Source organism: Olsenella sp. An293 (assembly GCF_002159495.1).
Lineage (GTDB): Bacteria > Actinomycetota > Coriobacteriia > Coriobacteriales > Atopobiaceae > Thermophilibacter.
On record NZ_NFIT01000009.1, the window covers coordinates 23,185 to 46,337 of the forward strand.

The 23,153-nt window shown below is 68.1% G+C and carries 41 protein-coding genes; 4 read left to right on the forward strand and 37 right to left on the reverse strand.

Annotated elements, in window-relative coordinates; genetic code table 11:
* Positions 1–227: 227 nt before the first annotated feature.
* The 30 genes from B5F85_RS06955 to B5F85_RS07085 form a co-directional block, all read right to left on the reverse strand.
* Positions 228–560 carry a DUF6440 family protein gene (locus B5F85_RS06955; RefSeq protein ID WP_087315748.1) on the reverse strand — a complete coding sequence of 111 codons (333 nt, stop codon included), beginning with the start codon at positions 558–560 and terminating at the stop codon, positions 228–230.
* Positions 557–832 carry a hypothetical protein gene (locus B5F85_RS06960; RefSeq protein WP_143786148.1) on the reverse strand — a complete coding sequence of 92 codons (276 nt, stop codon included), beginning with the start codon at positions 830–832 and terminating at the stop codon, positions 557–559. The genes B5F85_RS06955 and B5F85_RS06960 overlap by 4 nt, the downstream gene beginning before the upstream one ends.
* A 396-nt stretch (positions 833–1,228) precedes the next feature.
* Positions 1,229–1,546, reverse strand: coding sequence for a Lar family restriction alleviation protein (locus B5F85_RS06965; protein ID WP_087315752.1), 318 nt, complete (start codon positions 1,544–1,546; stop codon positions 1,229–1,231).
* On the reverse strand, positions 1,543–2,235 hold the full coding sequence (locus tag B5F85_RS06970; RefSeq protein ID WP_087315754.1) for a hypothetical protein: 693 nt from the start codon (positions 2,233–2,235) through the stop codon (positions 1,543–1,545). The genes B5F85_RS06965 and B5F85_RS06970 overlap by 4 nt, the downstream gene beginning before the upstream one ends.
* Positions 2,232–2,606: a Lar family restriction alleviation protein gene (locus B5F85_RS06975; protein WP_087315756.1), complete on the reverse strand. Its 375-nt coding sequence runs from the start codon at positions 2,604–2,606 to the stop codon at positions 2,232–2,234. The genes B5F85_RS06970 and B5F85_RS06975 overlap by 4 nt, the downstream gene beginning before the upstream one ends.
* On the reverse strand, positions 2,596–2,805 hold the full coding sequence (locus B5F85_RS06980) for a hypothetical protein (protein ID WP_087315758.1): 210 nt from the start codon (positions 2,803–2,805) through the stop codon (positions 2,596–2,598). Before B5F85_RS06980 ends, B5F85_RS06975 begins: the two co-directional genes overlap by 11 nt.
* Positions 2,802–3,017, reverse strand: a complete 216-nt coding sequence (locus B5F85_RS06985; protein WP_087315760.1) for a hypothetical protein — start codon at positions 3,015–3,017, stop codon at positions 2,802–2,804. The genes B5F85_RS06980 and B5F85_RS06985 overlap by 4 nt, the downstream gene beginning before the upstream one ends.
* Positions 3,014–3,322 carry a hypothetical protein gene (locus tag B5F85_RS06990; RefSeq protein ID WP_143786149.1) on the reverse strand — a complete coding sequence of 103 codons (309 nt, stop codon included), beginning with the start codon at positions 3,320–3,322 and terminating at the stop codon, positions 3,014–3,016. Before B5F85_RS06990 ends, B5F85_RS06985 begins: the two co-directional genes overlap by 4 nt.
* On the reverse strand, positions 3,319–3,684 hold the full coding sequence (locus B5F85_RS06995; RefSeq protein WP_143786150.1) for a Lar family restriction alleviation protein: 366 nt from the start codon (positions 3,682–3,684) through the stop codon (positions 3,319–3,321). The genes B5F85_RS06990 and B5F85_RS06995 overlap by 4 nt, the downstream gene beginning before the upstream one ends.
* A complete protein-coding gene (locus B5F85_RS07000) occupies positions 3,684–4,442 on the reverse strand; it encodes a helix-turn-helix domain-containing protein (RefSeq protein WP_087315766.1) in 759 nt (252 codons plus the stop codon). Before B5F85_RS07000 ends, B5F85_RS06995 begins: the two co-directional genes overlap by 1 nt.
* The gene (locus B5F85_RS10670) at positions 4,442–4,651 is read right to left on the reverse strand and encodes a hypothetical protein (RefSeq protein WP_087315768.1); all 210 of its coding nucleotides are present in this window, start codon (positions 4,649–4,651) and stop codon (positions 4,442–4,444) included. Before B5F85_RS10670 ends, B5F85_RS07000 begins: the two co-directional genes overlap by 1 nt.
* A complete protein-coding gene (locus B5F85_RS07010; protein WP_087315770.1) occupies positions 4,651–4,866 on the reverse strand; it encodes a hypothetical protein in 216 nt (71 codons plus the stop codon). The genes B5F85_RS10670 and B5F85_RS07010 overlap by 1 nt, the downstream gene beginning before the upstream one ends.
* Positions 4,866–5,996, reverse strand: a complete 1,131-nt coding sequence (locus tag B5F85_RS07015; protein ID WP_087315772.1) for a hypothetical protein — start codon at positions 5,994–5,996, stop codon at positions 4,866–4,868. The genes B5F85_RS07010 and B5F85_RS07015 overlap by 1 nt, the downstream gene beginning before the upstream one ends.
* Entirely contained in the window at positions 5,993–6,190 is a 198-nt protein-coding gene (locus B5F85_RS07020) for a hypothetical protein (RefSeq protein ID WP_087315774.1), read from the reverse strand. The genes B5F85_RS07015 and B5F85_RS07020 overlap by 4 nt, the downstream gene beginning before the upstream one ends.
* Entirely contained in the window at positions 6,191–6,475 is a 285-nt protein-coding gene (locus B5F85_RS07025; protein WP_087315776.1) for a hypothetical protein, read from the reverse strand. It lies immediately after the preceding gene.
* Positions 6,476–6,596: 121 nt separating this feature from the next.
* On the reverse strand, positions 6,597–6,791 hold the full coding sequence (locus B5F85_RS07030; protein ID WP_087315778.1) for a helix-turn-helix transcriptional regulator: 195 nt from the start codon (positions 6,789–6,791) through the stop codon (positions 6,597–6,599).
* Positions 6,784–6,951 (reverse strand): hypothetical protein, encoded by a 168-nt coding sequence (locus tag B5F85_RS10675; protein ID WP_158094575.1) that lies wholly within the window; start codon positions 6,949–6,951, stop codon positions 6,784–6,786. The genes B5F85_RS07030 and B5F85_RS10675 overlap by 8 nt, the downstream gene beginning before the upstream one ends.
* Entirely contained in the window at positions 6,935–7,846 is a 912-nt protein-coding gene (locus B5F85_RS07035; RefSeq protein WP_158094576.1) for a DnaB-like helicase C-terminal domain-containing protein, read from the reverse strand. The genes B5F85_RS10675 and B5F85_RS07035 overlap by 17 nt, the downstream gene beginning before the upstream one ends.
* 17 nt (positions 7,847–7,863) lie before the next feature.
* On the reverse strand, positions 7,864–8,337 hold the full coding sequence (locus tag B5F85_RS10555; protein ID WP_143786152.1) for a DUF6291 domain-containing protein: 474 nt from the start codon (positions 8,335–8,337) through the stop codon (positions 7,864–7,866).
* A gap of 73 nt (positions 8,338–8,410) precedes the next feature.
* Positions 8,411–9,121 (reverse strand): hypothetical protein, encoded by a 711-nt coding sequence (locus B5F85_RS10560; RefSeq protein ID WP_143786153.1) that lies wholly within the window; start codon positions 9,119–9,121, stop codon positions 8,411–8,413.
* A gap of 12 nt (positions 9,122–9,133) precedes the next feature.
* Positions 9,134–9,826, reverse strand: a complete 693-nt coding sequence (gene bet / locus B5F85_RS07045; protein ID WP_087315782.1) for a phage recombination protein Bet — start codon at positions 9,824–9,826, stop codon at positions 9,134–9,136.
* A gap of 10 nt (positions 9,827–9,836) precedes the next feature.
* Entirely contained in the window at positions 9,837–10,184 is a 348-nt protein-coding gene (locus tag B5F85_RS07050; RefSeq protein ID WP_087315784.1) for a hypothetical protein, read from the reverse strand.
* Positions 10,181–10,627, reverse strand: a complete 447-nt coding sequence (locus B5F85_RS07055) for a hypothetical protein (protein WP_087315786.1) — start codon at positions 10,625–10,627, stop codon at positions 10,181–10,183. Before B5F85_RS07055 ends, B5F85_RS07050 begins: the two co-directional genes overlap by 4 nt.
* Positions 10,620–10,859 carry a hypothetical protein gene (locus tag B5F85_RS07060; protein WP_087315788.1) on the reverse strand — a complete coding sequence of 80 codons (240 nt, stop codon included), beginning with the start codon at positions 10,857–10,859 and terminating at the stop codon, positions 10,620–10,622. Before B5F85_RS07060 ends, B5F85_RS07055 begins: the two co-directional genes overlap by 8 nt.
* Positions 10,856–11,377 (reverse strand): hypothetical protein, encoded by a 522-nt coding sequence (locus tag B5F85_RS07065; protein ID WP_087315790.1) that lies wholly within the window; start codon positions 11,375–11,377, stop codon positions 10,856–10,858. Before B5F85_RS07065 ends, B5F85_RS07060 begins: the two co-directional genes overlap by 4 nt.
* A complete protein-coding gene (locus B5F85_RS07070; RefSeq protein WP_087315792.1) occupies positions 11,378–11,641 on the reverse strand; it encodes a hypothetical protein in 264 nt (87 codons plus the stop codon).
* Positions 11,625–11,807 (reverse strand): hypothetical protein, encoded by a 183-nt coding sequence (locus tag B5F85_RS07075; protein ID WP_087315794.1) that lies wholly within the window; start codon positions 11,805–11,807, stop codon positions 11,625–11,627. Before B5F85_RS07075 ends, B5F85_RS07070 begins: the two co-directional genes overlap by 17 nt.
* On the reverse strand, positions 11,808–11,936 hold the full coding sequence (locus tag B5F85_RS10920) for a hypothetical protein (RefSeq protein WP_255373642.1): 129 nt from the start codon (positions 11,934–11,936) through the stop codon (positions 11,808–11,810).
* Positions 11,927–12,157: a hypothetical protein gene (locus B5F85_RS07080; protein WP_087315796.1), complete on the reverse strand. Its 231-nt coding sequence runs from the start codon at positions 12,155–12,157 to the stop codon at positions 11,927–11,929. The genes B5F85_RS10920 and B5F85_RS07080 overlap by 10 nt, the downstream gene beginning before the upstream one ends.
* Before the next feature lie 420 nt (positions 12,158–12,577).
* Complete coding sequence (locus B5F85_RS07085; RefSeq protein ID WP_087315798.1) at positions 12,578–12,775, reverse strand: helix-turn-helix transcriptional regulator; 198 nt, start codon at positions 12,773–12,775, stop codon at positions 12,578–12,580.
* A 99-nt stretch (positions 12,776–12,874) separates the two neighbouring features.
* Here B5F85_RS07085 and B5F85_RS07090 point away from each other — a divergent pair, with 99 nt between their 5' ends.
* From B5F85_RS07090 to B5F85_RS07100, 3 genes are all read left to right on the forward strand, one after another.
* On the forward strand, positions 12,875–13,519 hold the full coding sequence (locus B5F85_RS07090; protein ID WP_087315800.1) for an XRE family transcriptional regulator: 645 nt from the start codon (positions 12,875–12,877) through the stop codon (positions 13,517–13,519).
* A 182-nt stretch (positions 13,520–13,701) separates the two neighbouring features.
* On the forward strand, positions 13,702–14,067 hold the full coding sequence (locus B5F85_RS07095; RefSeq protein WP_087315802.1) for a PH domain-containing protein: 366 nt from the start codon (positions 13,702–13,704) through the stop codon (positions 14,065–14,067).
* A 131-nt stretch (positions 14,068–14,198) separates the two neighbouring features.
* The gene (locus tag B5F85_RS07100) at positions 14,199–14,645 is read left to right on the forward strand and encodes a hypothetical protein (protein WP_087315804.1); all 447 of its coding nucleotides are present in this window, start codon (positions 14,199–14,201) and stop codon (positions 14,643–14,645) included.
* Here the strand turns inward: B5F85_RS07100 and B5F85_RS10925 are convergent.
* A complete protein-coding gene (locus B5F85_RS10925) occupies positions 14,604–14,729 on the reverse strand; it encodes a hypothetical protein (RefSeq protein ID WP_255373643.1) in 126 nt (41 codons plus the stop codon). The genes B5F85_RS07100 and B5F85_RS10925 overlap by 42 nt on opposite strands.
* A gap of 143 nt (positions 14,730–14,872) precedes the next feature.
* On the opposite strand from B5F85_RS10925, the gene B5F85_RS07105 reads away from it, so the two are divergent.
* Positions 14,873–16,027 (forward strand): tyrosine-type recombinase/integrase, encoded by a 1,155-nt coding sequence (locus B5F85_RS07105; RefSeq protein WP_087315806.1) that lies wholly within the window; start codon positions 14,873–14,875, stop codon positions 16,025–16,027.
* 71 nt (positions 16,028–16,098) lie between these two features.
* Here B5F85_RS07105 and rpoD read toward each other — a convergent pair whose 3' ends face one another.
* The 6 genes from rpoD to rbfA all read right to left on the reverse strand — a co-directional run bounded on the left by rpoD (position 16,099) and on the right by rbfA (position 23,106).
* A complete protein-coding gene (gene rpoD, locus B5F85_RS07110; RefSeq protein ID WP_087315808.1) occupies positions 16,099–17,457 on the reverse strand; it encodes an RNA polymerase sigma factor RpoD in 1,359 nt (452 codons plus the stop codon).
* Positions 17,458–17,500: 43 nt separating this feature from the next.
* The gene (dnaG, locus tag B5F85_RS07115; RefSeq protein WP_087315810.1) at positions 17,501–19,453 is read right to left on the reverse strand and encodes a DNA primase; all 1,953 of its coding nucleotides are present in this window, start codon (positions 19,451–19,453) and stop codon (positions 17,501–17,503) included.
* Positions 19,450–20,430 (reverse strand): riboflavin kinase, encoded by a 981-nt coding sequence (locus B5F85_RS07120; protein WP_158094577.1) that lies wholly within the window; start codon positions 20,428–20,430, stop codon positions 19,450–19,452. Before B5F85_RS07120 ends, dnaG begins: the two co-directional genes overlap by 4 nt.
* A 290-nt stretch (positions 20,431–20,720) precedes the next feature.
* A complete protein-coding gene (truB, locus tag B5F85_RS07125; RefSeq protein WP_087315814.1) occupies positions 20,721–21,638 on the reverse strand; it encodes a tRNA pseudouridine(55) synthase TruB in 918 nt (305 codons plus the stop codon).
* Positions 21,639–21,640: 2 nt separating this feature from the next.
* Complete coding sequence (locus tag B5F85_RS07130) at positions 21,641–22,669, reverse strand: DHH family phosphoesterase (RefSeq protein WP_087315816.1); 1,029 nt, start codon at positions 22,667–22,669, stop codon at positions 21,641–21,643.
* Positions 22,670–22,677: 8 nt separating this feature from the next.
* The gene (gene rbfA, locus B5F85_RS07135) at positions 22,678–23,106 is read right to left on the reverse strand and encodes a 30S ribosome-binding factor RbfA (RefSeq protein WP_087315818.1); all 429 of its coding nucleotides are present in this window, start codon (positions 23,104–23,106) and stop codon (positions 22,678–22,680) included.
* Positions 23,107–23,153: the final 47 nt, after the last annotated feature.

The window sequence follows — 23,153 nt, forward strand, 5'->3', positions numbered from 1 at the left end:
CTCGACATTCTACCAGCTCAGGACAGCAGCGCGGCAACCTGGTCCGCCACCTCGAGCACGCCCCACAGAAGGAGCAGCACAACGAGCATCTGCGCGAGCAGCGTCACGCACCTCTGGAGCAATCGGACCACCTCCCCCCGAGCCACGTGGAGACGGCCGCGACGGCGGACGCCGCCACGACGATGGGCGCGAGCGCGCAGAAGGCGAGGAGGCCGCGCCAGCTCTCCCTACTCCCCATCGTCCGTCGCCTCCGGCACGCGCAGCGGCGAGCCGTCCACGTCGAGCAGGGCGGTCATGCCGTCCCCGTCGCACAGGTACTGGGCGCCGGTCTCATGGTCCACCACGACGGTGAGGCCGGCGACGTTGGTCTCGTGCTCCGAGAAGCGCTCCTGCCCCGTCATGAGCTGAGAGAACTCGACGCTGTCCCCCCACGTGTTGTGGAGGTCTCCGACTCCGAGGAGGGAGCCGATGCCGAAGAGCACGAGCGCCGTCACGAAGAGGCCGAGTATGACGGAAATTATGGATACGACGCAGTCAATCGCGAAATCCCAGTCGATCACTCGACCACCTCCCCGCACGCCTCGTGGATGCGGCGGGCGTAATCCCTAAGCGAATCCCTCTCGCCGCTATACCATCCGTAGGGCGCTCGCTCGTCCATCTCGTCCGCCAGCGCCAGCAGCGCGTCGCGGTCGCACTTAGTCGTAAGGTCGGGCGATTTAGTCGTATCCGTAGTCGTATCGGGGTCGATGAGGTCAGCGAGGCGGGCGTAAAGGTATATAGCGTCAACGCCATCATCGTTGAGTCCGACCGCGGCGTATATCTCGTACAGCACGCGCAGATGATGCCTCACCGGGTTTCTATCAGGCACATTGGCCCACGCTCTGCGCAACCTCGCCGCCACCTCGCGGCGCTCGGTGTCACCAATAATTCGCATTCTCAACCTCCGCGCCGCAGTACGGGCAATAGCAGAAATCAGTTATGAGCCCTGCTTCGTTCATATAGCTCCGTCCATAGCTCTCAAGCCGGTATCCGCACGAGCTGCACGAGAACGCGCCGTCAGCGTCGCCATATGGCTGCGCATCGTTCCTGCATGTACGAACTGGGACGTAGACCCTAGGCGCGTCTAGTTTTCCAACCCTGATGCGCTGCGGGTAGCGCTGCTTTCCCGATGGTCCGGTGCGCTGAATCCACCAATCGCGCCCGACAGTCTGTGTAACGTCCACCGCGCTCATTCGCCCACCTCATCCTCGATGCGCGCGCCGCAGTCCGGGCAGTAGCGCACGTGGTCGCCGACGGGCTCAAGACCGCCGCACTCGCTGCACCTCCACGCGCAAATCTCCTTGTCGTAGACGTAGTGGCACGTGCTCTCCACGCGGCGGTTCCACGCGGCCTTGAGCCTGTCAATGTCGTGGCTCGACCCCGTGCGGCACCCGCACGACTTGCATCGGATGTAGGGCGTCGTGCTAGAGCCGTCGCGCGCCTCGGCCTCGCCACCGCAGTGGGGGCACGGGAGCAGGCCCTCCGGCGTCTTCGCTAGGTAGCTCATTTTTCAGCCTCGCCCTCGCTCTTCGGAAGCGGCACCGTTATCGTCCCGTCACCGACCTCTACGCCAAGGTCAGCCAGACGCTCAATCAGCGTCATGGCCGCCTCGATCTCCTCCACCGTGCCCTCGACCTCGTGGCCGTCATGGCACAGCCAAAGCTCACCGGACATGCGCTCAACCCTCACGTCAAGCGTTCCGTGGCCCTTGTCCTGCCGATTGTTCCCCAGCCAGTCGCGGTACCGTCTTCCAACCTCAACGGACAGCGTGACGTCGGGCCCGTACCCCACCCACGTGGGCTCGACGCCAACCTCCTCGCCGTCCAGCTCGACCGAGCGAAGCCACGACGCGTCGGCGTCCCCTCCGGCGAACTTCTCCATGGTCGGGCCCCACCACTCGCTGTCGCGGAATGCCTCCATGGTGTCGTAGCTGGCCAGCGTCTCCGACTTGGTCCTCAGCGACATAGAGTGGCCGTTCTGGCGAACCTCCTCGATGACGTTGGTGTGGAGCTCCACGCTGACCCTGTTCTGGAACGGCAGGACGTGCCAGCTCATGCTGTCAACCATCCCGACCTCCGGGTAGGCACCATTGCGAACGTTCTCGTGCCTCAGCTGGCCGTCGAACCATTCTTTCGAGGTCTCGCGCATCAGCCACAGGTCCTCGAACGTCCTGGGCTCCATGGTCTCCTTGCTCATTCGTCCACCACCTTCGCCCCGCAGTTCGGGCAATATTCCAAAGCAGCTGCCACGTCATCGACCCAATACGTCGGATCGTCGTACATGCCGAGCATGTAGAGAGACGCGCCGCACTCTGAGCACACGAACTTGTCAAGTCCTCCCACGTCGCGGCACGTGCGCCTCGTGCGCCGTTGCTCGCACGTGCGCTCCGCGCGGCGGTTCCACCTCTCCACCGCGTCGCGCAGACCGCGCTCGCCGCGACCGTAGCCATACACCTTGGCCCCGCACGCGTCGCACACGACGTGCGCCGTCGCCCCGCTAGCGTAGGCCGCGAGCGCGGCGTGCGCCTCGCCCCCGCAGAACGGGCAGGCACGAATCTCAGTCTCCATCACTCACGTCCACTTCCCCATAGACCGCGCGGTCGCACTCCGACCATGCCAGCTCCGCGAGGGCCGCGCACAGCTCCTCGACGGCGCGGGCGCACGCAGGGGCCGCGTCCCCGACGCGACCCCCCCCCGCGAGCGCGTCGAGCGCGACGCCGACCTCTTTCCGCGCCAGTGTCAGCTCCCTGACTGCCTCGCCGATCATCTCTCCCCCAATCTCCTCAGAAGCTCGCCGACCGCCCCGGCGCACCCCGGGCACGCGAGCGTCGAGCCGACCATCTGCCACGTCCACGAGGTGCGCGAGCGCCAGGTCACGGGCGCCTCGCGGAGCACCTGCACGCGGAGCCGCTCCCCGCGCGCCATCGGCGAGCCGCACACCGGGCACGTCTCCACGGCGGCGGGTCCCGTCGCGCTCACTCGTCCACCTTCCCGTCCGTGATGCGCCCGCGTTTCCGGTTGCGCAGCTCGCACGCCTTCATCCACGGGCGGAAGTCCTCGACGCCCAGAGCGGCCACGAGGTTGAGCGTGGCTTGGATGACGTCCGCGCACTCGTCCACGACGGCTGAGCGTTTGACGTCAGACGCGTCGTCTCGGAAGTTCTCCCATGCGGAGAAGACCTCAAGTGATTCTTCCGCAACCTTCATGACCTGCGCCTTATCTGGTTTGACCTCGTCGAAGCGCCGGACGCTGCCGACCTGCACCCACTTGCTCTGCATCGTCATGCCCTCCGATTCCACGTATGTATCGCCGCCTCTATCGCAAGCAGCCTGGTGATGTCCTCGCCGGTCGGCAGGTACGTCGTGCGGCCGCTCTGGTAGTCCCTCGACGTGGAGACGTGGCAGCCTCCGCACACCACGCGGGCCTCGTACCCCATGTCGTCGGGGTACGGCCAGTACTGGACCCACGCGCGGCCGCCGCAGAACGGGCACGGGAGAAGCTGCTCCGAGTGGGCCGTCTGCCCGGTGTCGTCCAAGAGCGCCGCCTCCATCTCACGGAGTCGGGCCATCATGGCCTCGCCCCTCTCAAGCTCCTCGTCGGTGAAGGTGTGGGGCGTCCCGTCCGGCAGCTCGATCGTCTTGCCCATCACTCTCCCCCCTTTGCCCAGAACCGTCTTGCGCTGCTGTCGAGCGCGAGGCGGTTGCGCTTCCCTGACTGCGTGAGGCCGAGCTCGTGGGCGCGCTGGCGGACGGCCTTCTCGCCGCGCCCGAGGCGGGCGCAAATCTCGTCGGTCGGCGTGCCCGCCTCCCAGTTCTCGCGCAGGTACTCGTGCTCGGCCTCCGTCCACGGCCTCCACGCTGGGCGGAGGGTCAGGCCAAGCCGCTTGCCGTGCGAGCGGCACGCCTGCTCTCCGCGCCCCTCGATGCCGCGCGCGACGTCGGCCCACGTGCCGTACTCGAGGCACCTCTGCCGGAGCAGCTCGTCCTCGCGCGGCGTCCAGTGCGCATCCCGCCTCCAGCCCTCCACGCCTATCGCCTGCCTGCGACGCGACACCGTCATTGGGTGGCACCCGAGCGCTCGCGCTATGTCGCGGTCGGTGGCGCCGGACTGGTACATCTCGGTGATCTCGGCGTCGTAGTAGCCCGACGATATGGGGTAGGTGGCCGTGGTCTTGAGCGCCTTCTCGGCCTTCACGTGCTTGCCGTAGACCGCGACGAGCGCCTTGGATATGCGGGAGATCTCGCGGCCCATGCAGACAATCTCCGCCTTCATGTCGCCGATGTCGCTCACCACCTGCGCGCACCACTCGGCGGACTCTATCTGCGCGTCGGCGGACCTCTCGACGGCGCGGGTGAGCTTTGCGACGCGGGCGTCGAGCGAGCGGACGTCATCTTCGACGGCCATCACTCGCCCCTCTCTCCCCAGGCGCAGAAGCCTTCGGGCTCGATTGGCGGACCGACGATTCCGCGGCACCATAGCTCGCCGCGCTCCTCGAACGACCTTCGGCAGTCCCGGCACCGCACGACGCATTCGTTCGGCAGATACTCGGTGTGTATGAGGCTCGTGTCCAGCTCGATGAGAGGGACCGCGATGCAGACATACTCGGTGTTCATCACTGCCCCCTCTCCGCCAGCTTGCGCCCGCACATCGGGCAGTAGTTGATGCTCGGGTAGATGTCCATGGTCACGGCATCCCATCCGCTGCTGTCGTGGTGGCAGTTGAGGTAGAAGCCGTCTGAGTCGTGTTCGATGTCAACCGAGCAGTACTCGCCATATTTCTTGCGCTCGTAGATGGGCGTTACGACAACGCCCTCGCAGTACTCGCACATCACGCATCACCAGCCAGCGCGCGGCAGCGACGCACGAGGCTGTCGAGCGCAGCGCCCAGCGTTTTCTCGTCGACGCACCAAGCAGCAGCCTCTTGGGCTTCGAAGAGGTCTTGTTTCGAGCGCCACGCCACCACCATCGCGCAGATGTCCTCAGCCAATCGGTTTAGGCTGTCTGGGCGCTCGTGGGTGAGCTTTTCGGGATGCCGGTAGTAGAACGTTCCATCCTTTTTCAGCGATACGTGCATACCGCTCTTTTCGGGGAGGCTCCATACGGCGAGCGGGCCACGGCCGTCTACGTCCCACACCGTCTCCCCATCGCGCAGCGGCTTGCCATCCGCCGCGAGGACGGGGGCGCGGTGGGTGAGTTGCGAGGGCTGTATCTCTAGGTCTGATTCGCAGGCGTCAATGTCGGTGCATACGACGAAGTCGTGCGAGAACCCGTCGACCTCAAATCTGTCTCCGGTGTCCTTGTCGTAGACCGTATCCCCCTCGCGAATCTCCACCCCGTCCGCGTCGAGCACCTTGGGCGCGGGGCGCTCGAACCGTTCGTCGCTCTCGTAACACGTGTCGAAACCGTTCTTGTCGCAGAGCGTGAACCCGTTCGCATGGAACTTGACCGCGTCCACATGGATGCGCTCGCCGTAGTCGGGGCCGACCACATCGTCTCCGACCTCCACCAGCTCACCCGATGTGTAGCGCGGCCACTCCATGCCCTCGGGCATGAGGCGGAGGCGCATCTGCGCGCTTTCGAGGCGGAGCGCGTCGTTCTCGCTCGCGATTCTTGCGATGGCGTCACGCCTGCGCCCCAGCGCCCTCTCGCACTCGGCGATGTGGCCGAGAAGGCGCTGGCGCCTCCGCTCGTAGCGGTCGTAGGGCACACGGCTGCGCCACTCCGCCCGCACGTGGTCCAGCCCGCCGTGCTCGCGCACCCACGCGATCGCGTCGCGGTCCTCCTGCGGAAGCAGGTCGTAGGCGCTCATGCTCACGTCCTCGGCGGGGTCGTGCCCCTTGCCGCCAAGCGCCTCACGCAGCTCCCGCTCAATCTGGTCGGCGACGTCGGCGAGCGCCCCGCCGAGGCCCCACTCGTCCCACGCCCCCGCGAGGGTGCGCAGCCTGTCGATTCCGCTCATGCCACCGCCCCCTCTCTCCTCGCCGCCTTTCGCAGGGCGTCGCAGCCAACGCCGCACTCGCCCGCCGCAACCGCCACGGGCACGCCGCGCCCCACCAGCCACACGGCGTGGCGCATGCGCTCGGCCCGCTCCGCGAGCTCCCAGTCGCTGAGCGCGGGGCGCCCCGTCCTGCGCTTGCACGTCCACATCGCCATCTACCTCACCGCCATCAGCTCGTCGCGGATCGACTGCGCGCGGGCCATCGCGTCGGCCAGCGACTCGTCCGGACCGCCCTCGTCGCGCATGCGGCGCTCGAGGACGAAGGCGAGGGCGGCGCCGAGCGTCTGAAAGTAGTTGCCCGTGTCCCTCCATCTCGGCTCCGACGTCTTCGCCCTGCCGTTCGCCGGGTCTGGGGCCTTCCACTGCTGGAGCATCCAGTTCCGCGCGTCGAATCGCCTCAGCCGGTACCCCCCGCCGAGGTCGATGGTCCTAGCCTCCATGTGCCCACCTTCCTAGAATCGATTTTGAGTTGCCTAGAAGCTCGCTGAGCGCGTCGAAATCGCGCGTCGGCTGTAATCCCCCGGAGCGACCGTTTCGTGACGCCCACGAATCTCCACGAGTTCAGCCGTCGTAGCGCCCGGCCCTCACGCGCTCGATGGCGCTGAGCACGCGGCTCTCGCTAACGCCGAGCTTCTGCGCGATCGCCCACACCGAGTAGCCGCGGCGCTCGCGCATCTCGTGGCACCACTTGTCGAACTCCTCGCGGGTCCACCTCCCGGACGTCGGCGGCTCGCTCCAGCTGAAGGTCCTACGCATCCGTCCCACCCCTCCTCACGTCGAGCACGGCGCAGTGGCCGCGCTCCTCGTCCTCGTCGACCCACCACGCGCACGCCTGCCCTATGCAGCGGCCCTCGGTGCCGCGCATCGGGCAGTAGATGCCGCGGCGGGCCTCGTCCACGTCAGCCCTCTTGATCACGCATCCTCCCCGCGTAGCTGTAGCCGCCCCAGAGCTCGCAGCTTGTGCGCGTGCCGGAGCGACCTCCCTTGTTCTTGACCACGTGCAGGACCGCCTCGCGCCACCCCGGGCCCTCGGCCCTCCCCCGCGTGAGCACGCACGCGGCCCACGCCGAGTAGCCCACGACGCCGGAGCCGCGGAACCAGTCGAGGGTCGGGTCGTCCTCCCCCTTCGCGAGCTTGCGCAGGCTGCTGAGGGCGAGCACGGGCGTGCCGCCCCAGAGCGCGACGCGCTGGAGCCTCGCCGCCACGTCAGAGACGCGACTGTACTCCGCGCGGTCGACGTCCGGCGAGCCCGCCTGGTACTGCTGGAGATAGTCCACGACCACGAGCGCGGGCGGCTCGCCCGCATCGCGCAGGTCGCGCAGGATGTCCTCCACCTGGCCTATCTCGGTCACCGAGTCCACGACCGCGAGTCGCCTGCCGGGACCCTCGTCCCACGCCCTCGCGGCCATGAGGGCGGCGTCGCGCCCCTCGTAGGCGACGCGCGATCGGTCGGCGTCGCAGAGGTCGCGCCACCGGCGTCGCATCTCGGGGAGCTGAGACCACGAGAAGGGACCCGCACCGTAGGACGCGGCGTGGGCGACGCTCCACGAGCTCATGCAGCGCGCCACGACGTTGCCCCACGCGTCGTCGAGCGTGAGGTAGAGCACGCGCAGGCCCCTCGACGCCACGCTCGCGGCCGCCTGGCACGCGATCGCCGACTTGCCGGCGCTCGCCACGCCCCCGAGCACCGTCACTCCCGGCATGAGGCCGCCGCCGAGCGCCCCGTCCAGCGGGGTGCCGGTCGGCAGCGGCTCGGCGCCGCCGAGGTAGCAGTCGACGGCCCACCCCCTCTCGGGGGCGTCGCGCGACATGACCTCGTCCCACGCGCTCATGGGCTAGGTGGCGGCGGAGGTGGTGGGTAGTCCCCGGAGTCCCACGGCTCGACGTACTCGTCGGGCGCGGGCGCCGGCGCGTCAGCGCCCGGCGCGCAAGCGCCAGAGTCGCGCAAGCGACTCATGCAAGAATCGCTTCGCTTCTCTTCGCTTCTATTCGCTTTTGACGTTGGTTTTGAGGTCGGTTTAGACCTTGGTTTAGGGGTCGGTTTTGTGGTTGGTTTTTTAGCTGGCCTACCTCCCCTTTTCCCATTCTCCCTCGCCGTGTTGGCGATCTCCTTCGATAGCTCGGCCTGCTTTCGTATGAGCATGAATCCGAACTCGACCATCTTGTCGCTGAACTCAGGATCGACCCCGTCAAAGACGTACTGACACAGCGCCATGATGAAGTCGCTACGCTGATTGCTCGTCTCAAGCGTCTTGAGCGCGTCGTAGTAGCTGTCCCAGAACTTGAAGCTGTCGGTTGCCACGTCTCACCTCCTCGCGGCATGGGAGGGGCCTCCGAAGAGGCCCCGTCGATTCGTCAGCTTTTAAAGCGTTAGCTTAAAATGGAATGTCATCGTCCGCGATGTCGGGCGTGGGCGCCGGGGGCGCGACCACGGGTGCGGGAGCTGCCTGAGCTGGCGCCGAGGCAGGAGCTGGGGCGACGGGCTGCGGGGCAGGGGCCGGCGGGGCCTTGACCACCTGCTGCTCGGGCGGGTACGGGGTGCCCTGAAGCTCCTTGGGGCGCGCGTCGCGGCGCTCGGTGAGCTTGGGGTCGAAGTTCCCGGCGATCGCGTCGGCCGCCGGCAGCACGTAGGAGAGCTCGACGCCCTCGCGCTGCTGTCCTGCGTACTTTCCGCGCTTGGGCACCTTGAGATAGTGCCGGAAGACGCAGCCGACCCACTTGCCCGCGAGCTGCTGCTCGCCTCCGTCGACGTCCTGGTAGACGAAGCCCTTGTTCTGCGTGGTCTGCTCCACGGCCTCGACGAGGGCCTTGTACTTCGCCCAGTCGATGCCGGGGGCGTCGTAGGCGCTGACGAAGTAGCGGTAGGTATGACGCCAGTGCTGCTCGGGGTCGGCGAGGTCCTGCGTGTACATGAGCTTCTTGGTGCCAGGGTCGAGGACGTTGAGGACAAGACCGATGTAGGGGTTCGCCTCCTCCGTGCCATCGATTACTGCATGGATGAGGCAGGCATAGCCGCCGGGGGCGAGCATGCCGCCCGCGCCCCCCTGCTTCGCCGTCACGCCCTGAAGGTTTCCGTTTGCTCGCATGAATTTCTCTCCTTAGCTCTCGTCCTGCGCCATCCTGCGCGGGTCGTACTCCTTGATGAAGTCGTCTACGGCGTCGATGTCGGGCTCGTCGTAATCGAAGTCCGGCACCTCGGGCTCGGGCACGTCGTAGCTGACGGCCCTCGGGTCCTCGGCGGGCATCTCCTCGGCGACGTAGGTGCCCTTGAAGCACCCCGGGTAGAGCTCGCGCAGCGCCTGCGCCTTTGCGACCTTGCGGATCATGGTCGCGGGCTTTGACTCCCACATGGAGTTGTCCTGGGCGTACTCCTCGAGGGGAACCTCGATGTGCACCGGGTGGCCGCGCCCCTTGTCGTAGGCCGTCGCCCATCCGCCGACGATGGCCCATCCCTTTGGCACCACGCAGCCGTCGAACCTCTTGAGGTCGGCGTCGCCGTAGCTCGCGATGACGCCGGACTCCATGCCGTCGTAGCCCTCCTGCATGGCTGCGACGCGCTGGTAGTAGTCGATGCTCGGCATGATGGTCGGGTGCCCCTTGAAGACGCCGATGTGGCAGTCCCCGGCGAGCGGGTTCATGCGCAGTGCGGCGCAGCGGGCCATGATCATCGCGACGTTGCGGTCGGTCATGGCGGGCCGGTCCTTGGCGCTCACCAGCTCCTCGATGACCTTCTTTGGCGTGAGCTCGAACTCGAGCCCGTCCGTGGTCGTGTACTTCACGATCTCTGACACTTGGTCCTCCTTAAAACCTGTATTCCTTGCTCTCCCCCGCCCTGCGGTAGCTCCCGTGGTACCCGCTCATGCGCACGCAGCGCATCACGGCGGGCATGTCGCTCTCGTCTGCCACGAGGTGTTCGACGCCGTCGAGGCGGTAGACCGAGCAGGACTCGCGGTCGGTCGGGCCACGCGGCACGGCGAGCCTCATTCCGTAGAGCGTTCGGTCCATGACGTGGCGGTCGTCGCCCTCGGCGAAGACGTCCCGGAATAGGCCGTCCGCGTAGACCCACCACGGGCGGGGCTGTCCCTCGGCCCACTCCCTGCGCTCCTCCACCTGCCGCCTGAGCCGCGCCTGCCAGCCCTCGTCCCTCACCGGTCGCCCCGCATGAGCGCGCACGCCGTCGAGTAGGGCATGCACACCCACGTCTCGTCCGAGGCGTCGAGCCACCCGTCGCAGACCATGAGAGGCAGGGCGATTCGCGCGAGGTCGCGCATCGTCACCCAGCAGAAGGCCTCGCCGACCGAGTGGTTGAAGTTCTTGACCACGAGCAGGGCGAAGTCGGCGTCGGCGTTCTCGCGCTCGTCGAGCGTCTGCCGCTGGTACTCCGCGAGCGCCTTGGCGCCCATGTCGCGGACGCGCTTGCACTCGATGATGCCCTCGTAGCCGTGCGCGAAGAGGCCGTGGATGTCGCCCATGTCCTTGGATCCGTGGAGGGCGCGGCGCTCTATGCGCTCGTCCCCGAGCTGCGACCTGGTGTAGCGCACGACGTCGGTCTCCCACGCCGTGCCGAGCGCCTTGGGCTTGGTCTTAGGCATCGGTCACCTCGTAGACATTGCAGTTCGAGAAGTCGATGCGGAACCTCCGCCCTCCCTGCTCCCTGACCTCTTCCCCCTTGGACCATTTCGTCCACCAGTCGTGGTCGTTGTAGCCGGTCCATCTAAGGTCTATGAAGTGCCCGGACATTCCGTCGTCGTACTTGAGGAACCTCCAGAAGAGGTCGTTACCGAGCATGTCCCGCTCGGCCTGTCCGATAAGCCTCCCGCTCACTCCTCACCACCACCGAGCAGGCCCACGACGGCGGACGGCAGCTCCGCTCCGAGCGCCGCGCCGACCTTCTTGACGTCCACGCGCAATGTCGTGCCGAGCCACGCGGCGGGCCTCTCGTAGTCTTCGACGCGGCACCCGTCCGGCAGCTCGCCGTCGACGGTGGCGGCGTCGACAATCGCCTGCCGGGTCTTGGGGTCGGCGAGCAGACGCCCAAGAGCGTCGCGCCCGCCATCGGAGTTGCGCAGCCAGTAGAGCAGTTCCCCACCGTCGCTCACCACGACGCGCGTGCCGCTCTCGGGCTTGGAGAGGCGCGCCGAGAGCGTGCCGACCTCCTGCCCGTTGATGACGATGCGGCGGCGGTCGGTGCCGTCCTGCTCGAAGTCCGCCCTGAGCGCGTCGTCGCACTCGGTGCGCAGCGTCGGCGCCCCGTGCGCCCCGCCGCGCGGGTTGGTCATCTCCTTGATCGCCTTGCCCATGGCCTCGGCCACGGCGAGGCGCTGAATGTCCGTCAGCTCCATCTAGTCCCTCCTCGGGGTGAAGCATTCCTCTATGTCTTCTGAGTTCGAGCGGTCGACAACGTAGGGCGTGCCGTCCCATTCGCACGACCCGCAGAAGGACAGCACTTGCTCCGCCTCGACAGATAGCCCGAGCGTCCCGCCAAACTCGCGGAAGTAGGCGCAGTTGACGCACCTGCGCTCGACCGGTTGCTCCGCCATGTGCCGCTCCGCCGCGCCCAGCACGCAGCTCTCCGCAGCGCGCACGGCCTCAGCCTCGCTCTGCACGTCGCTCCTCCTCCCTGTGCCACGCCTGCGTGACGCGCGTCTCCGGAACGCCCGCCTTGGACGCGACCTGCCACGCGGTGAAGCCGCGTCGCAGCATCTCGTGGGCCCAGCGCTCCCACTTGGGCGCGGCCGCGTCGGGCGGCATCTTCGTCCATCGCTTGGCCATCTACGCCACCACCATGCTGGCGAGGGCGCAGATCGCAAAGAGAGCCAGCGCCACGCGCGGGTGGGCGTCGAGCCACGCCCCGGCGCGGACCATGGCGGGGTGCGTGCCGGCGATGATCTCTAGGAGCATGCGACCACCTCCGGCGCCTCCATGACGGCCCTGAGCTGCGAGACGTAGACCATGCGGCCTCGCTGGCAGCCCATCGGCATGCAGCTGGGCAGGATTCCGCGCCGCACGCGGGCGTTGATGACGTGCGTGCTGTAGCCCGTGAGCTGGGCGGCCCTGCGCACGCTCACCGGGTGCTCCCCCGACTCGGGGGCGGGAATCTCGTAGTCGTTCGGTATAATCATCTCGACCACCTTCCATTGGTCGCGGCCTCGCGGTGTGCCAGCACCACGGGGCCATCTTTCTGTCTCTCCGGCGCGCACGCCGGCAAATCCACGCGCCCACCACGGCGACGGCTCGCCGAGTCATGAGGGGTGCGCACGGGAGGAGAGGAGCATGGCAGGCCCTTTGCCCGTGCGCCCGCAAGCCGCCACCGTGGCTGGCGCGCGCAGTGCTTTCGAGAGCGCCGGGGTCGGCGCACGGCACCTTGCGGTGGGAACGCCCGTGCGCCCATCCAGGCGCTCTCGACTCGTGCGGGTCGTCGCAACGGAGCCCGCACCGACGGTTTCCTTCTTTGGGGAAGCCGACAAACCCTGATTCACTGACCCCGCCCGGGCGGCTCTCTGACCGTCGCTAAACACCTTGTCGGGGCTGTCTATGTTTGTTTAGTTGACCTCTTCAGGCAAAAAAATATCCGCGAGGTCACAGTGCAGGAATGAGCAGACCGCCTTGGCTTGCTCGATGCTCATCTTCTCCTGCTTGTTCTCGTAACGGCTGTACGTTTGCCGAGATACGCCCAGGTGTTCGGCCACGGCCTTCTGCTTGACGCCTCGGCTCTCTCTGACTGCTTTGAGCGTGTTCATTTCCCTCCTCTCGACGCTGTCGATGGTAACTAAACAAACATTGGCGTGTCAAGTTAAATCGCCTAAAATGTTGTAAAAAGTTGACCGAGAGGAGAAGACATGTCGGTCGGCACAAACATCAAGCAGCTCAGAGACAGAGCTGGGATGACCCAAGAGGAGCTTGCCGAAAAGCTGGGCGTAGCGCGATCGACCGTCACCCAATGGGAGAACGGATGGTCCAACCCTCGAATGGGAATGGTTCAGAAGCTCGCCGGAGTGTTTCACGTCACCTCGTCTGACATAGTCTCTGACGAGCCGGTAAAGTCTCAACTCCCCGCCAACGCCATCCCCGTGCGCGGCACCTCCGCGATGGTCCCCGTCCGCGTGCTCGGCCGCACCCACGCTGGCGATCGCATGGACGAGGACGAGAGCGACTATGACGCGGAGTTCCCCGAGGGCGTGGTCTCTCGACACCCCGGGTGCTTCGCGCTAAAGGTCGAGGGAGACTGCATGAACCGCCGTTACCCAGACGGATGCCTCATACTCGTGGACCCCGACATGGAGCCGTTGAACGGGCGAGCCGTGGTCGCCGAGTTCGAGGACGGGCGCAGCGTGCTCCGCTGCTACTACCGTGGTCAGTCGTCGCTCATGCTTACTGCCGACAGCTTTTCTGAACATGAGGACATCATCCTCACCGGGGAGGACCCGGTAAGGCTCATTGGTGTGGTTGTTTGGTTCCAAGCAGACAAGGAAGAAGGAGAGTAGCTATGGGACTTTTCGATAGAGCAAAGGAGATGGCGTCTGGCGCCGCGAACTCCGCCCAAGAGAGCGCGCGTCTCGGAGCCTGTTCCGTCTGACGTGAGCAAGGCGGTGTGACGGGAGCGGAATGCTCACGTGGTCGCTCGCGCCGGGCGTTGTGAAGTACATCAAGGAAAAGGAGAGAGAAGATGGCTGAGTCACCCGACATGCTCAACTGGACGTTCGTGTCAGAGTGCGACATCCCAAAGGATGCCGCGGACGTCATGGTCCCCGGAGAAAAGGCAATCGCAGCCTATAAGACCGTGCGCGACGTCGCGATCATCACGGACAAGCGGCTGATCATGAGGGACGCGCAGGGCATCACCGGAAAGAAGGTCGAGGTCTACTCGCTCCCATGGAAGTCCGTAGACATGTGGTCGAGCGAGAACCAGGGGCACTTCGACATCAACAGCGAGCTTGAGTTCTGGACCCGCGCCGGGCACGTCAAGCTGAAGCTTCAGGGCAAGGTCGACGTGAGAAGGCTCGACCGCGTCATAGGGCAGTACGTCCTCTAGCCACAAAAAACCGCCCCGCTCCCCTTTTGCTTGGCGGCGTCGGGGAGCGAGGCGGTGAGAGATGGGAGCGCGGCCCCGCGGGGTCCGCCAAGACAAGCCTGCGAGCGCGTTGAGGGGAGGTGACGTTTGGATTGCCCGAGGTAACCTTCACGGAGGTCGGTCCGCTCGGGGCAATTGCCATGGTCATTGCGGCATTCGTCATGAAGACTGCATCTGACCTCATCGTGTCGAGGGGGCGCATGAGGCTCCTCGCCGAACGAGTGGAGCTCATAGAGCGCCTATCAGCACTCGACCTGTCGGACAAGGAGCGGGCGTGGGTCGAGAGGTACAGGGAGCAGACCGTCTCGAACCTCCCCGTCAGGATGTTCGAGCCGAAGTTCGGTCCGCCCGACTACATCCTCTTTGCGTGGCTCCTCGGGTCCGCCGCGATCGTTCTTCTCGGTGGAACGTGGGCGATGCTCATCGTCTTCTCGGCTGCGGCCCTAGCGCTCGGCGTCACGGCGTCGGTGTCGTACAGCGCTGGAAGGAGGGCGGAGTCAGGGAAGGGGAAGGACCTCGGAGCCGGTGACGGCCTTTAGGATGAGCGCCCAGAGAAGGTAGAGGACGGGAAACCCGATGATCCAGATGCACGCCTTGATTCTGACTTCTTCGAGCTCGTCCATGCCCGCCCCTTAGTCCGACTACGGACGATTATAGCAATCCGCCCACGTGCGTCCGCCAAGACAAGGCACGTGGGCGAGGAGCGCGGGGCCTTGGCCGACCGCGCTCAATACCACCACCCCACGACAGGATGGAGGGCACAATTATGCCACGAAAGCGACGGAAGAAGACGCGGCGCACATGGGGCAGCAACGACCCGGCTGGACCGGGGAGAAGAAGGCTGCGTTATCGCGCCGACCTCCACGACGGGCGAGGGTACGCAAGGCACAGCGAGACGATAGAGGGCACGTGGCAGGACGGCGAGGACAGGCTCGACGCCCTCAAGGTCATGTACGGCAGGAACAGGCAGAGTCGCTCGTGCTCGGTCAGGCACGCCTATGAGACGTGGTGGCTCCCAGACGCCGAGGCGCGCGTCGCGGGCGGTAGGCTCGCCAAGCAGACGCTCGACGGGTACCTCAGCAAGTGGAGGCGCTACGTCTGCCCGAGGTTCGGCGACTCGATGTGCTCGGACATAGACCCGCTCGACGTGCAGGCATGGCTGGACGGCATGACGCAGAAGCCCGCCGTGGACTCGCTCGCCCTGCTCAGGCAGACCATCGACCTCGCGCAGATGTACGGGATGTGCGCGGAGAACGTCGCGAGAAGGCCCTACAAGATGCCGCAGGCACATCGTGACTCAAAGGACGGCGCGTACGCGCTCGCCGAGCTTGACATGATAGCGACCGCCGCGCGCGGCCTCCCGTGCGAGGCGGCGATCATCCTCATGATGTTCGGCTCGTGCCGCACCGGCGAGAGCCTCGGTGTGAAGCTCGAAGAGGTGACGCGAGCAGAGTCGCACGGGCTCACGCTCACCGTGGCGAGCGTGGTGCGCCAGGTCAACTCGGATGCCAGCATATCGCCTGACGGGGTGCTCAAGAACCGCCAGAGCGTGCGCCCCGTGGTCGTGCCGCCGCCCTGGGGGGACCGACTCTGGGAGCTTGCCGATGAGGCGCGCGGTCGCGGTGACGTGTGGCTCTGCGACCTCGGGTCTGGGCGGCCGCTGTCGCAGAACCGACTGCGATCGTCGTGGCGCATGGCGGTCGAGGGCGCCGGGCTCACCGTTCGGCAGCCACGGTCGGCCCGACGGTCGTGGGAGACGTACATGCGGTGGGACATGGGGGTGGACCGCTCGAAGGTCGAGCAGATGATGGGCCACGCCCTGCCCGGAGTGACGGGAGAGCACTACGACAAGCCGACGGCCACGGCGTTCGTGGACACCGTGGCCGAGGCGTTTAGTCGCAAGCCGTTCGGGTGCAGATAGTGGGTCACTGGGACATTTTGGGACGCGACCCTAAAGAACATACCCATCTACCTGCGGTTTTGTAAAATCGTCTAGTCTTCCATGTAGTCCTTCAGGCGGCCGCTGCGGCTCGGGTGGCGCAGCTTGGCCAGCGTCTTGGACTCGATCTGGCGGATGCGCTCGCGCGTGACGCCAAACTCGCGGCCCACCTCCTCGAGGGTGCGCGGGTGCCCGTCCTCGAGGCCAAAGCGGAACTTGATGACCTTGCGCTCGCGGTCCGCCAGGCCGTCGAGCACCTGGTCGAGCTGCTCGCGCAGCATGGAGTCGGACGCGGCCTCGGGCGGCGCGACGGCGCTCGAGTCCTCGATGAAGTCGCCGAGCTGGGAGTCCTCCTCCTCGCCGATGGGCGTCTCGAGGGAGACGGGCTCCTGCGAGATCTTCTGGATCTCGCGAACGCGGTCCGGGCTCATGCCCATCTCGGCGCCGATCTCCTCGGGGGTGGGGTCGCGCCCGAGGTCCTGCAGCAGCTGGCGCTGGACGCGGATGAGCTTGTTGATGGTCTCGACCATGTGCACCGGGATGCGGATGGTGCGCGCCTGGTCGGCGATCGCGCGGGTGATGGCCTGACGGATCCACCACGTGGCGTAGGTGGAGAACTTGAAGCCCTTGGTGTAGTCGAACTTCTCGACCGCGCGGATGAGGCCGAGGTTGCCCTCCTGGATGAGGTCGAGGAACAGCATGCCGCGGCCCACGTAGCGCTTGGCGATGGAGACCACGAGGCGCAGGTTGGCGGAGATGAGCTGCTGCTTGGCGTCGAGGCCCACCTGCTCGATGCGCATGAGGCGGCGCTGCTCGGCGCGGGTGAGCTCGAGCTCGCCGGCCTCGGCGGCCTCGAGCTTGGCCGTGGCGTCGGTGCCCGCCTCGATCTTCATGGCGAGGTGGACCTCCTCGGAGGCCGTGAGCAGGTCGACCTTGCCGATCTCCTTGAGGTACATGCGCACCGGGTCGCCGGTCAGCATGACGGTGGAGGTGTCCTGGCGGCGCGCGCGGGCGCGGCTGGAGCGCTTGGGCTTGGCGGCCTTGGCCTTGGGGACGGAGCGCAGGGCCTCCTTCACCGCCTTGGCCTCCGCGGCGCTCTCGGACTCGCCCTCCTCGTCGTCGGCGAAGTCTCCCTCGACGTCGTCGTCGAAGTCGTCGTCGACCGAGGCGTCGTCATCGTCGACGGCAAACTCCGGCGCGGCGCTCGCGGCGCCCACCTCGACCCCCCGCGCGCGCAGGGCGTCCATGAGGTCGGAGAGCTCGTCGGCGTCGATGTCGATGTCGTGGAGCGCCGCCTGGACGTCCTCCTCGCTGACGCTGCCGGACTTGGCGGCGTTCGAGATCTCGTCGGCGGCCTTGGCCAGCTCCTCGGAGAGCTTCACTTCCTGCTTGGTCTTCTTGGTAGCAGCCACGTATGTCCCTTCGACGCAATAACGGTCAGAAGTATACCCAAAATCAGTCAGCGGAAACCGACGATATCTTCCTCGAGAGCTCCCCCACCCGGCGCTGCAGCTCGGTCGCCTCCTGGAAGAGGGCCTCGGAGCGGTCGTCGGGCACGGCGGAGCCCGAGAGCTCCACGCGGATCTGGCGGATCTTGCGGCGGCACGAGCACAGCTCGGCGTTGTCGACGATGAGGTCGAGCTTCTCGGTGTCCGTGAGCTCGCTCTCGTCCATCACGCGCCCGCCCGAGAGGATCTGCGGTGCGTCGGGCGTGACCGTCGTCGCGGCGGCGACCACCTCGGCGGGGCTCGTCCCGCGCGGCGTGGACAGCATCGCCCACGCCATCGCCTCGTGCCGGGCGTCCGACCAGCAAAGCGACGCGATGCGCTCCTCGTAGGCGCGCAGGGCGTCCGGGCGCTGCGCCATCGCGCAGAGCAGCTCGCGCTCGGCCGTCACCTGCATGCGCTCGTCGGCCGAGAGCGCCCGCATCGAGGTCGCGGGCGGGGCCGGGGCGGCGGACTCGTAGGCCTCGGCGGGCACGTAGTCGTCGGGCGCGGCGCCCTCGTCGGCGTCGGGTGAGAAGGTCGTGGCGTCGCGGCCCGCGCGGCGGGGCTCCCCTCTCCTCGGGCGCTCGGGCGCCTGCGAGGCGCGCGCGGGGCGCTCCTCGTCGAGCTCCACGACCTTGGCCTCGCGGATGGCCCGCTTGGTCTCGGCGACGTCCATGCCCAGGGTGTCCGCCAGGCGCGTGGCGTACTCGTCGAGAAGGACCGAGCGCTTGAGCGGCGCGAGCAGCGACGCCATGTCCTCGAGGGCGCGCACGCGCCGGCCGGGAGAGGTGAGGTCGTGGCCCGCCAGGCGCTTCTCGAAGACGAAGTCCATGAGCGGGCGGGCGCCGGCGAGCTCGCGGCGCAGCGCCTCGGCGCCGTGGTCGGCCAGGTACTCCATCGGGTCCTGCCCGCCCGGCAGCACCACGCACAGAAGCGCCGCCGAGGTCTTGTCGAGGTAGCGCACCGCCCGCTCCGCCGCGCGCTGGCCGGCGGCGTCGCCGTCGAACATGCAGATGATCCGGCTCACGCGCTGGCGCTCCATGAGGCGCACGTGGTCGAGGCGAAAGGCCGTGCCGAGCGCGGCCACCGCGTTGGTGAAGCCCGCCTCGTGCATGGCGATGACGTCGGTGTAGCCCTCGCAGACGATGGCCTCTCCCGTGGCGGCCATGCCCTCCTTGGCGCGGTCGTAGGCAAAGAGGTGCTTGCCCTTGTTGAAGGCGGGCGTGTCGCGCGTGTTCACGTACTTGGCCACGCCGTCGCGCTTGGCGCCCAGGATGCGCCCGCCAAAGGCGATCGTGCGGCCCAGCTCGTCGTGGATGGGAAACATCACGCGGTCGAAGAAGCGGTCGGTGATCCGGCCCGAGCGCTCGTAGGCGAGGTCGGCCGAGACGAGCTCGGCGGTCGAGAAGCCCTTGGAGCGCAGCTGCGCCACGAGCTGGCCGTGCCCGGGCGCAAAGCCCAGGCCCCAGCGCCGGCACACGTCCGAGCCAAAGCCGCGGCCCGCGAGGTAGCGGCGGGCGGCGTCGGGCCCCTCGCCGCGACCGCGCATGAGCATGAGGTGGTAGTAGGCCTCGGCCTCGCCGAGGGCCTCCATGAGGCGGGTCTTGCGGGGCCCGCGCCGAGCGCCGCGCTCCTCGGAGATCTCGATGCCCGCGCGGTCCGCGAGGTAGCGGATCGCGTCCGGGAACTCGAGGTTCTCGCGGCGCTGGACGTAGGAGAAGACGTCGCCGCCCTCCCCGCAGCCAAAGCAGTGCCAGAGCCCCGTGGCGGGGTTCACCTTGAACGACGGGGTCTTCTCGCCGTGGAAGGGGCAGCAGCCCCAGAACTCCTGGCCCCGCTGGCGCAGCTCCACGGTCTCGGAGACCAGCCGCACGAAGTCCGTGGCCTGGCGGACCCGCTCCTTGTCCTCGTCGGTGATCACGACGCCACCTCCCCTGCGAGCTCGACGTTCTTCTCGCCCAGCGTGCTTCGCACCCAGTCGACGTTGCCCAGGACCACGCGCTCCAGCTCCTCCACGGAGCCAAAGGTGCGCGGGGCGCGCAGCCAGCGCGCAAAGACCACGCTCACGCGCGAGCCGTAGAGATTCCCCTTAAAGCCAAGAAGCGTGGCCTCCAGGAAGGGTTCGCCCTGCTCGCCGGGCGAGAAGGACCTGGGCTTGCCCACGTTGATCGCGGCCGGCCAGGCGACGCCCCCGCAGGCGACGTAGCCCGCGTAGACGCCCTCGGCCGGGAGCGCGACGCCCTCTCCCACGCGCACGTTGGCCGTGGGGAATCCAAAGCCCGTGCCCTCGCCGCGGCCGTGCTCGACCGTGCCGCTCACGTAGTGGCAGCGGCCGAGCAGCCCGGCGGCCTCCTCGACGGCGCCCTCCGCGAGCAGGGCGCGGATGCGCGTGGCGGTGATCGGGGCGCCGCCCTCGTCGGCGAGCTCCATGCCAACGACGTCAAAGCCGTCAATGCGTCCCAGCTCGGAGAGGGCGGCGACGTCTCCCGCGCCGGCGGCGCCCAGGCGAAAGTCAGCGCCCACGACGATGCAGTCGAGGTCGACGAGCTCGCCCAGCGTCTCCCGCACGAAGCGGTCGTACGGGAGGGAGGCGAGCCCCGGCGTGAAGTCCAGGACGACGAGGCGGTCGACGCCTGCGGCCGACCCCAGGGCGCGCAGGCGCGCCTCGTCGTCCAGCAGCATGCGCTGGGGATGGCTCGGGGCGAGGACGACGGACGGGTCGGGCGAGAACGTCACGACCACGAGCTCGTCGCCGCGCGCGTCCGCCTCCTCGCGCGCCTGGGCGATCAGGGCGCGGTGGCCCAGGTGCACGCCGTCAAAGGCCCCGATCGCGCACACGGCACGGGGACGCGTCGCCTGGTCGAGGGTATGTACGCCCCGCCCAGAGGGTGTGTACACCTCGCGGCTCGTCGGTTCTTCTCGTCCAAGGCTTTGACCTGCGGTTTTGCGAGAATAACCTTGAAGCCGGGTGTACATACCCTCCTGGATGGGTGTACATACCCTCGCGAGGGGCCGGGCGGCCACGAGGGCGTCGCGCACGAGGTCGCGGGAGGCGGCGGCGTCGAGCGGGCGCTCCGGCGAGAGCGCGCGGAGCGCCGACGCGAGGTCCTTCTCGCCGCCGTCGAGCGGCGACGGAAAACCTGTCCCAAAGCGTCTGCACGAAATAACACGTCCCCTTTGTGCAGGCATCAGCGCACCCCCTCGATGGCCTGGGGGAAGTTGGTCTCGCACACGAGGTGGCGCCCGTCGCAGCGCCAGATGCCGGCGAGCCCGCCGCCCAGGGTGAGGGCCACGCGCGTGCCGTGGGCGACGCCGGCCGCGTCGATGCGGCGGCCGTTGGAGACGTCGGCGATCTCGTCGAGCGAAAGCTCGCGCGCGGGCAGGCCGAGCACGGCCACGGGGTCGAGGCAGCGCTCGCGCACGAGCTCGGCGCCGCCGGCCTCGAGCTCGGAGAGGCTCACGCAGTCCGCGAGCGTAACGGGCCCGGCGAAGGTGCGCTCGAGCGCGCAGACGTGCGCGAGGCAGCCCAGGTCGCGGCCCAGGTCGCGCGCGATGCTGCGCACGTAGGTGCCCTTGGAGACGTCGAGGTCGAGCTCCCAGGTGCAAGCCTCGGGGTCAACGCGCTTGAGCTCGGCGCCATAGATGCAAACGCGCCGGGCCTTGAGCTCGAGCGCCTCGCCGGCGCGCGCGGCGTCGTAGGCGCGCCGCCCGTTCACGGAGACGGCCGAGAAGGACGGCGGGACCTGGTCGTGCTCGCCCACGAGGGCCGCCACCGCTGCAGCCGCCCGCGCCGGGTCGAGCAGCTCCGCGGCCACCTCGGCGGTGCGGGTGATCTCGCCCTCGGCGTCGTCGGTCGTGGTCTCGGCGCCCAGCTGGAAGGTGGCGCGGTAGCCCTTGCGGTCGAGCGTGAGCAGGCCCAGGAGCTTGGTCGCCTGGCCGATGCCCACGACGAGCACGCCGGTTGCCGCCGGGTCGAGCGTGCCGGCGTGGCCCACGCGCTTCTCGCCCACCGCGCGGCGGACGCGGGAGACGACGTCGTGGCTCGTACATCCGGCCGGCTTGTCTATGGCGATGAGCGCGGAGAACGCGCTCGGACGGCGGGCCAAGGTCAGAGCCCCGCGGACGCGGGCACCTCGGCGTAGAGGGCGCGCAGCTTGGGCAGGACCGTGGAGAGGGCCTGGTCGATGTCACCCTCGACGGTGAACCCGGCCGCCGCCGGGTGCCCGCCGCCGCCCATCTCGCGCGCGATGGCGGAGATGTCGCGGGCGGACTTGGCGCGCAGGTTGCCGCGCACCTTGCCGCCGGGCACCTCCTTGAGGAAGAGCGCCACCTCGCAGCCGTCCACGCGCCGCACGAGGTCGACGAGGCCGTCGCACTCGGCCACGGGCACGCCCGTGGCCGCGAAGTCGGCCGAGGTGGCGTAGCTGTAGGCGATCTTGCCTCGCTCGAAGGTGACGATGCGGCCCATCACCGTGGCGGAGAGGTGCAGGTAGCTCAGGCGGTCGCTCTGGTAGACGTGCAGCGAGACCTCGGAAGGAGAGCCGCCCGCCTCCACGAGCGCGCTCGCGACGCGGAAGGCCTCGCCGTCGGCGTTTTGGTACTGGAAGCAGCCCGTGTCGGTCATGAGGGCGCAGAGCAGGTTCTGCGCCATCGTGGGCGTGAGCTCGCAGCCCGCGTGGCGCGCGAACTCGGTCACGATGACGCCCGCGGCGGCAGCGTCCGGGCGCACCACGCCGGCGTCCCAGCAGGGCTCGTCGCAGGGATGGTGGTCGAGGACCGCCACGTGCGCGGAGCGCTCCAGGACGGCGCGGGCGTCGGCGAGCCGGCTCGGCTGGGAGAGGTCGACGCAGATGAAGAGGTCCGGCGCTCCCTCGTAGTCGCAGGCGCGCACGAGGCGCTCGACGCCCGGGAGAAACTCGTAGATCCTCGGCACCACGTCGTTGTCGGCCAGAAGGCCCGTGACCTCGCGGCCCGGCCAGGTGCGCTCGATGACCTCGGCCAGGGCGAGGCCCGAGCCGAGCGCGTCGCCGTCCGGCGAGGTGTGCGCGCAGATAGCGATCGTGCGCGCCCCCTCGATGAGCCGGCAGATGGCGTCGAACTGCGCGTCCTGGCCGGCGCGCTCGCAGCTGCCTCCCATGCGGCCCCCTACTCCTCGTCCTTCTCGGCCGGCCCGGCCTCGTCGGCCTTCTCGGCCTGCCCGACCGGGTAGCCAAACTCGTCCTTCTCCACGAAGAGCGTGGGAGGGACCTCCTCGAGGGCGCGCGAGATGCGCTCGGCCTCGTCGGTGGTGGTGTCGATGCGGAAGTCCAGCTCCGGCGTCACGCGCCAGCTGAGCGAGCGGCCCAGAAGCGAGCGGATGCGGCCCTTGGCGCGCGCCAGGGCGGCCGTGACCTCGTCGTAGCGGTCGGCGTCGCAGCTCACGTAGGCGCGCAGGTAGGACTTGTCGATCGAGACCTCCACGCCCGTGACGGTCACGAGCGCGAGGTCGGGGTCGGAGACCTCAAAGAGCAGGATGCTCGCGAGCTTCTCGCGGGCGAGCTCGTTGGTCCTTCTCGAGTGCTGGTTCTGCTTCATGCTATGCCCCCTGGCGGGTCGGGGCGGGCCTGACGCCCGCCCCGCGA

Bases quoted from the DNA above. Each gene is read 5' to 3' on its own strand.
- B5F85_RS06965 (WP_087315752.1), bottom strand. From the start codon at position 1,546: ATGAGCTACCTAGCGAAGACGCCGGAGGGCCTGCTCCCGTGCCCCCAC.
- B5F85_RS06970 (WP_087315754.1), bottom strand. From the start codon at position 2,235: ATGAGCAAGGAGACCATGGAGCCCAGGACGTTCGAGGACCTGTGGCTG.
- B5F85_RS06975 (WP_087315756.1), bottom strand. From the start codon at position 2,606: ATGGAGACTGAGATTCGTGCCTGCCCGTTCTGCGGGGGCGAGGCGCAC.
- B5F85_RS06980 (WP_087315758.1), bottom strand. From the start codon at position 2,805: ATGATCGGCGAGGCAGTCAGGGAGCTGACACTGGCGCGGAAAGAGGTC.
- B5F85_RS06990 (WP_143786149.1), bottom strand. From the start codon at position 3,322: ATGACGATGCAGAGCAAGTGGGTGCAGGTCGGCAGCGTCCGGCGCTTC.
- B5F85_RS06995 (WP_143786150.1), bottom strand. From the start codon at position 3,684: ATGGGCAAGACGATCGAGCTGCCGGACGGGACGCCCCACACCTTCACC.
- B5F85_RS07000 (WP_087315766.1), bottom strand. From the start codon at position 4,442: ATGGCCGTCGAAGATGACGTCCGCTCGCTCGACGCCCGCGTCGCAAAG.
- B5F85_RS10670 (WP_087315768.1), bottom strand. From the start codon at position 4,651: ATGAACACCGAGTATGTCTGCATCGCGGTCCCTCTCATCGAGCTGGAC.
- B5F85_RS07010 (WP_087315770.1), bottom strand. From the start codon at position 4,866: ATGTGCGAGTACTGCGAGGGCGTTGTCGTAACGCCCATCTACGAGCGC.
- B5F85_RS07015 (WP_087315772.1), bottom strand. From the start codon at position 5,996: ATGAGCGGAATCGACAGGCTGCGCACCCTCGCGGGGGCGTGGGACGAG.
- B5F85_RS07020 (WP_087315774.1), bottom strand. From the start codon at position 6,190: ATGGCGATGTGGACGTGCAAGCGCAGGACGGGGCGCCCCGCGCTCAGC.
- B5F85_RS07025 (WP_087315776.1), bottom strand. From the start codon at position 6,475: ATGGAGGCTAGGACCATCGACCTCGGCGGGGGGTACCGGCTGAGGCGA.
- B5F85_RS07030 (WP_087315778.1), bottom strand. From the start codon at position 6,791: ATGCGTAGGACCTTCAGCTGGAGCGAGCCGCCGACGTCCGGGAGGTGG.
- B5F85_RS07035 (WP_158094576.1), bottom strand. From the start codon at position 7,846: ATGTCGCGCGACGCCCCCGAGAGGGGGTGGGCCGTCGACTGCTACCTC.
- B5F85_RS10560 (WP_143786153.1), bottom strand. From the start codon at position 9,121: ATGCGAGCAAACGGAAACCTTCAGGGCGTGACGGCGAAGCAGGGGGGC.
- B5F85_RS07055 (WP_087315786.1), bottom strand. From the start codon at position 10,627: ATGCCTAAGACCAAGCCCAAGGCGCTCGGCACGGCGTGGGAGACCGAC.
- B5F85_RS07065 (WP_087315790.1), bottom strand. From the start codon at position 11,377: ATGGAGCTGACGGACATTCAGCGCCTCGCCGTGGCCGAGGCCATGGGC.
- B5F85_RS07075 (WP_087315794.1), bottom strand. From the start codon at position 11,807: ATGGCCAAGCGATGGACGAAGATGCCGCCCGACGCGGCCGCGCCCAAG.
- B5F85_RS10920 (WP_255373642.1), bottom strand. From the start codon at position 11,936: ATGCTCCTAGAGATCATCGCCGGCACGCACCCCGCCATGGTCCGCGCC.
- B5F85_RS07080 (WP_087315796.1), bottom strand. From the start codon at position 12,157: ATGATTATACCGAACGACTACGAGATTCCCGCCCCCGAGTCGGGGGAG.
- B5F85_RS07085 (WP_087315798.1), bottom strand. From the start codon at position 12,775: ATGAACACGCTCAAAGCAGTCAGAGAGAGCCGAGGCGTCAAGCAGAAG.
- B5F85_RS07090 (WP_087315800.1), top strand. From the start codon at position 12,875: ATGTCGGTCGGCACAAACATCAAGCAGCTCAGAGACAGAGCTGGGATG.
- B5F85_RS07095 (WP_087315802.1), top strand. From the start codon at position 13,702: ATGGCTGAGTCACCCGACATGCTCAACTGGACGTTCGTGTCAGAGTGC.
- B5F85_RS10925 (WP_255373643.1), bottom strand. From the start codon at position 14,729: ATGGACGAGCTCGAAGAAGTCAGAATCAAGGCGTGCATCTGGATCATC.
- B5F85_RS07105 (WP_087315806.1), top strand. From the start codon at position 14,873: ATGCCACGAAAGCGACGGAAGAAGACGCGGCGCACATGGGGCAGCAAC.
- B5F85_RS07130 (WP_087315816.1), bottom strand. From the start codon at position 22,669: ATGGGAGGCAGCTGCGAGCGCGCCGGCCAGGACGCGCAGTTCGACGCC.
- rbfA (WP_087315818.1), bottom strand. From the start codon at position 23,106: ATGAAGCAGAACCAGCACTCGAGAAGGACCAACGAGCTCGCCCGCGAG.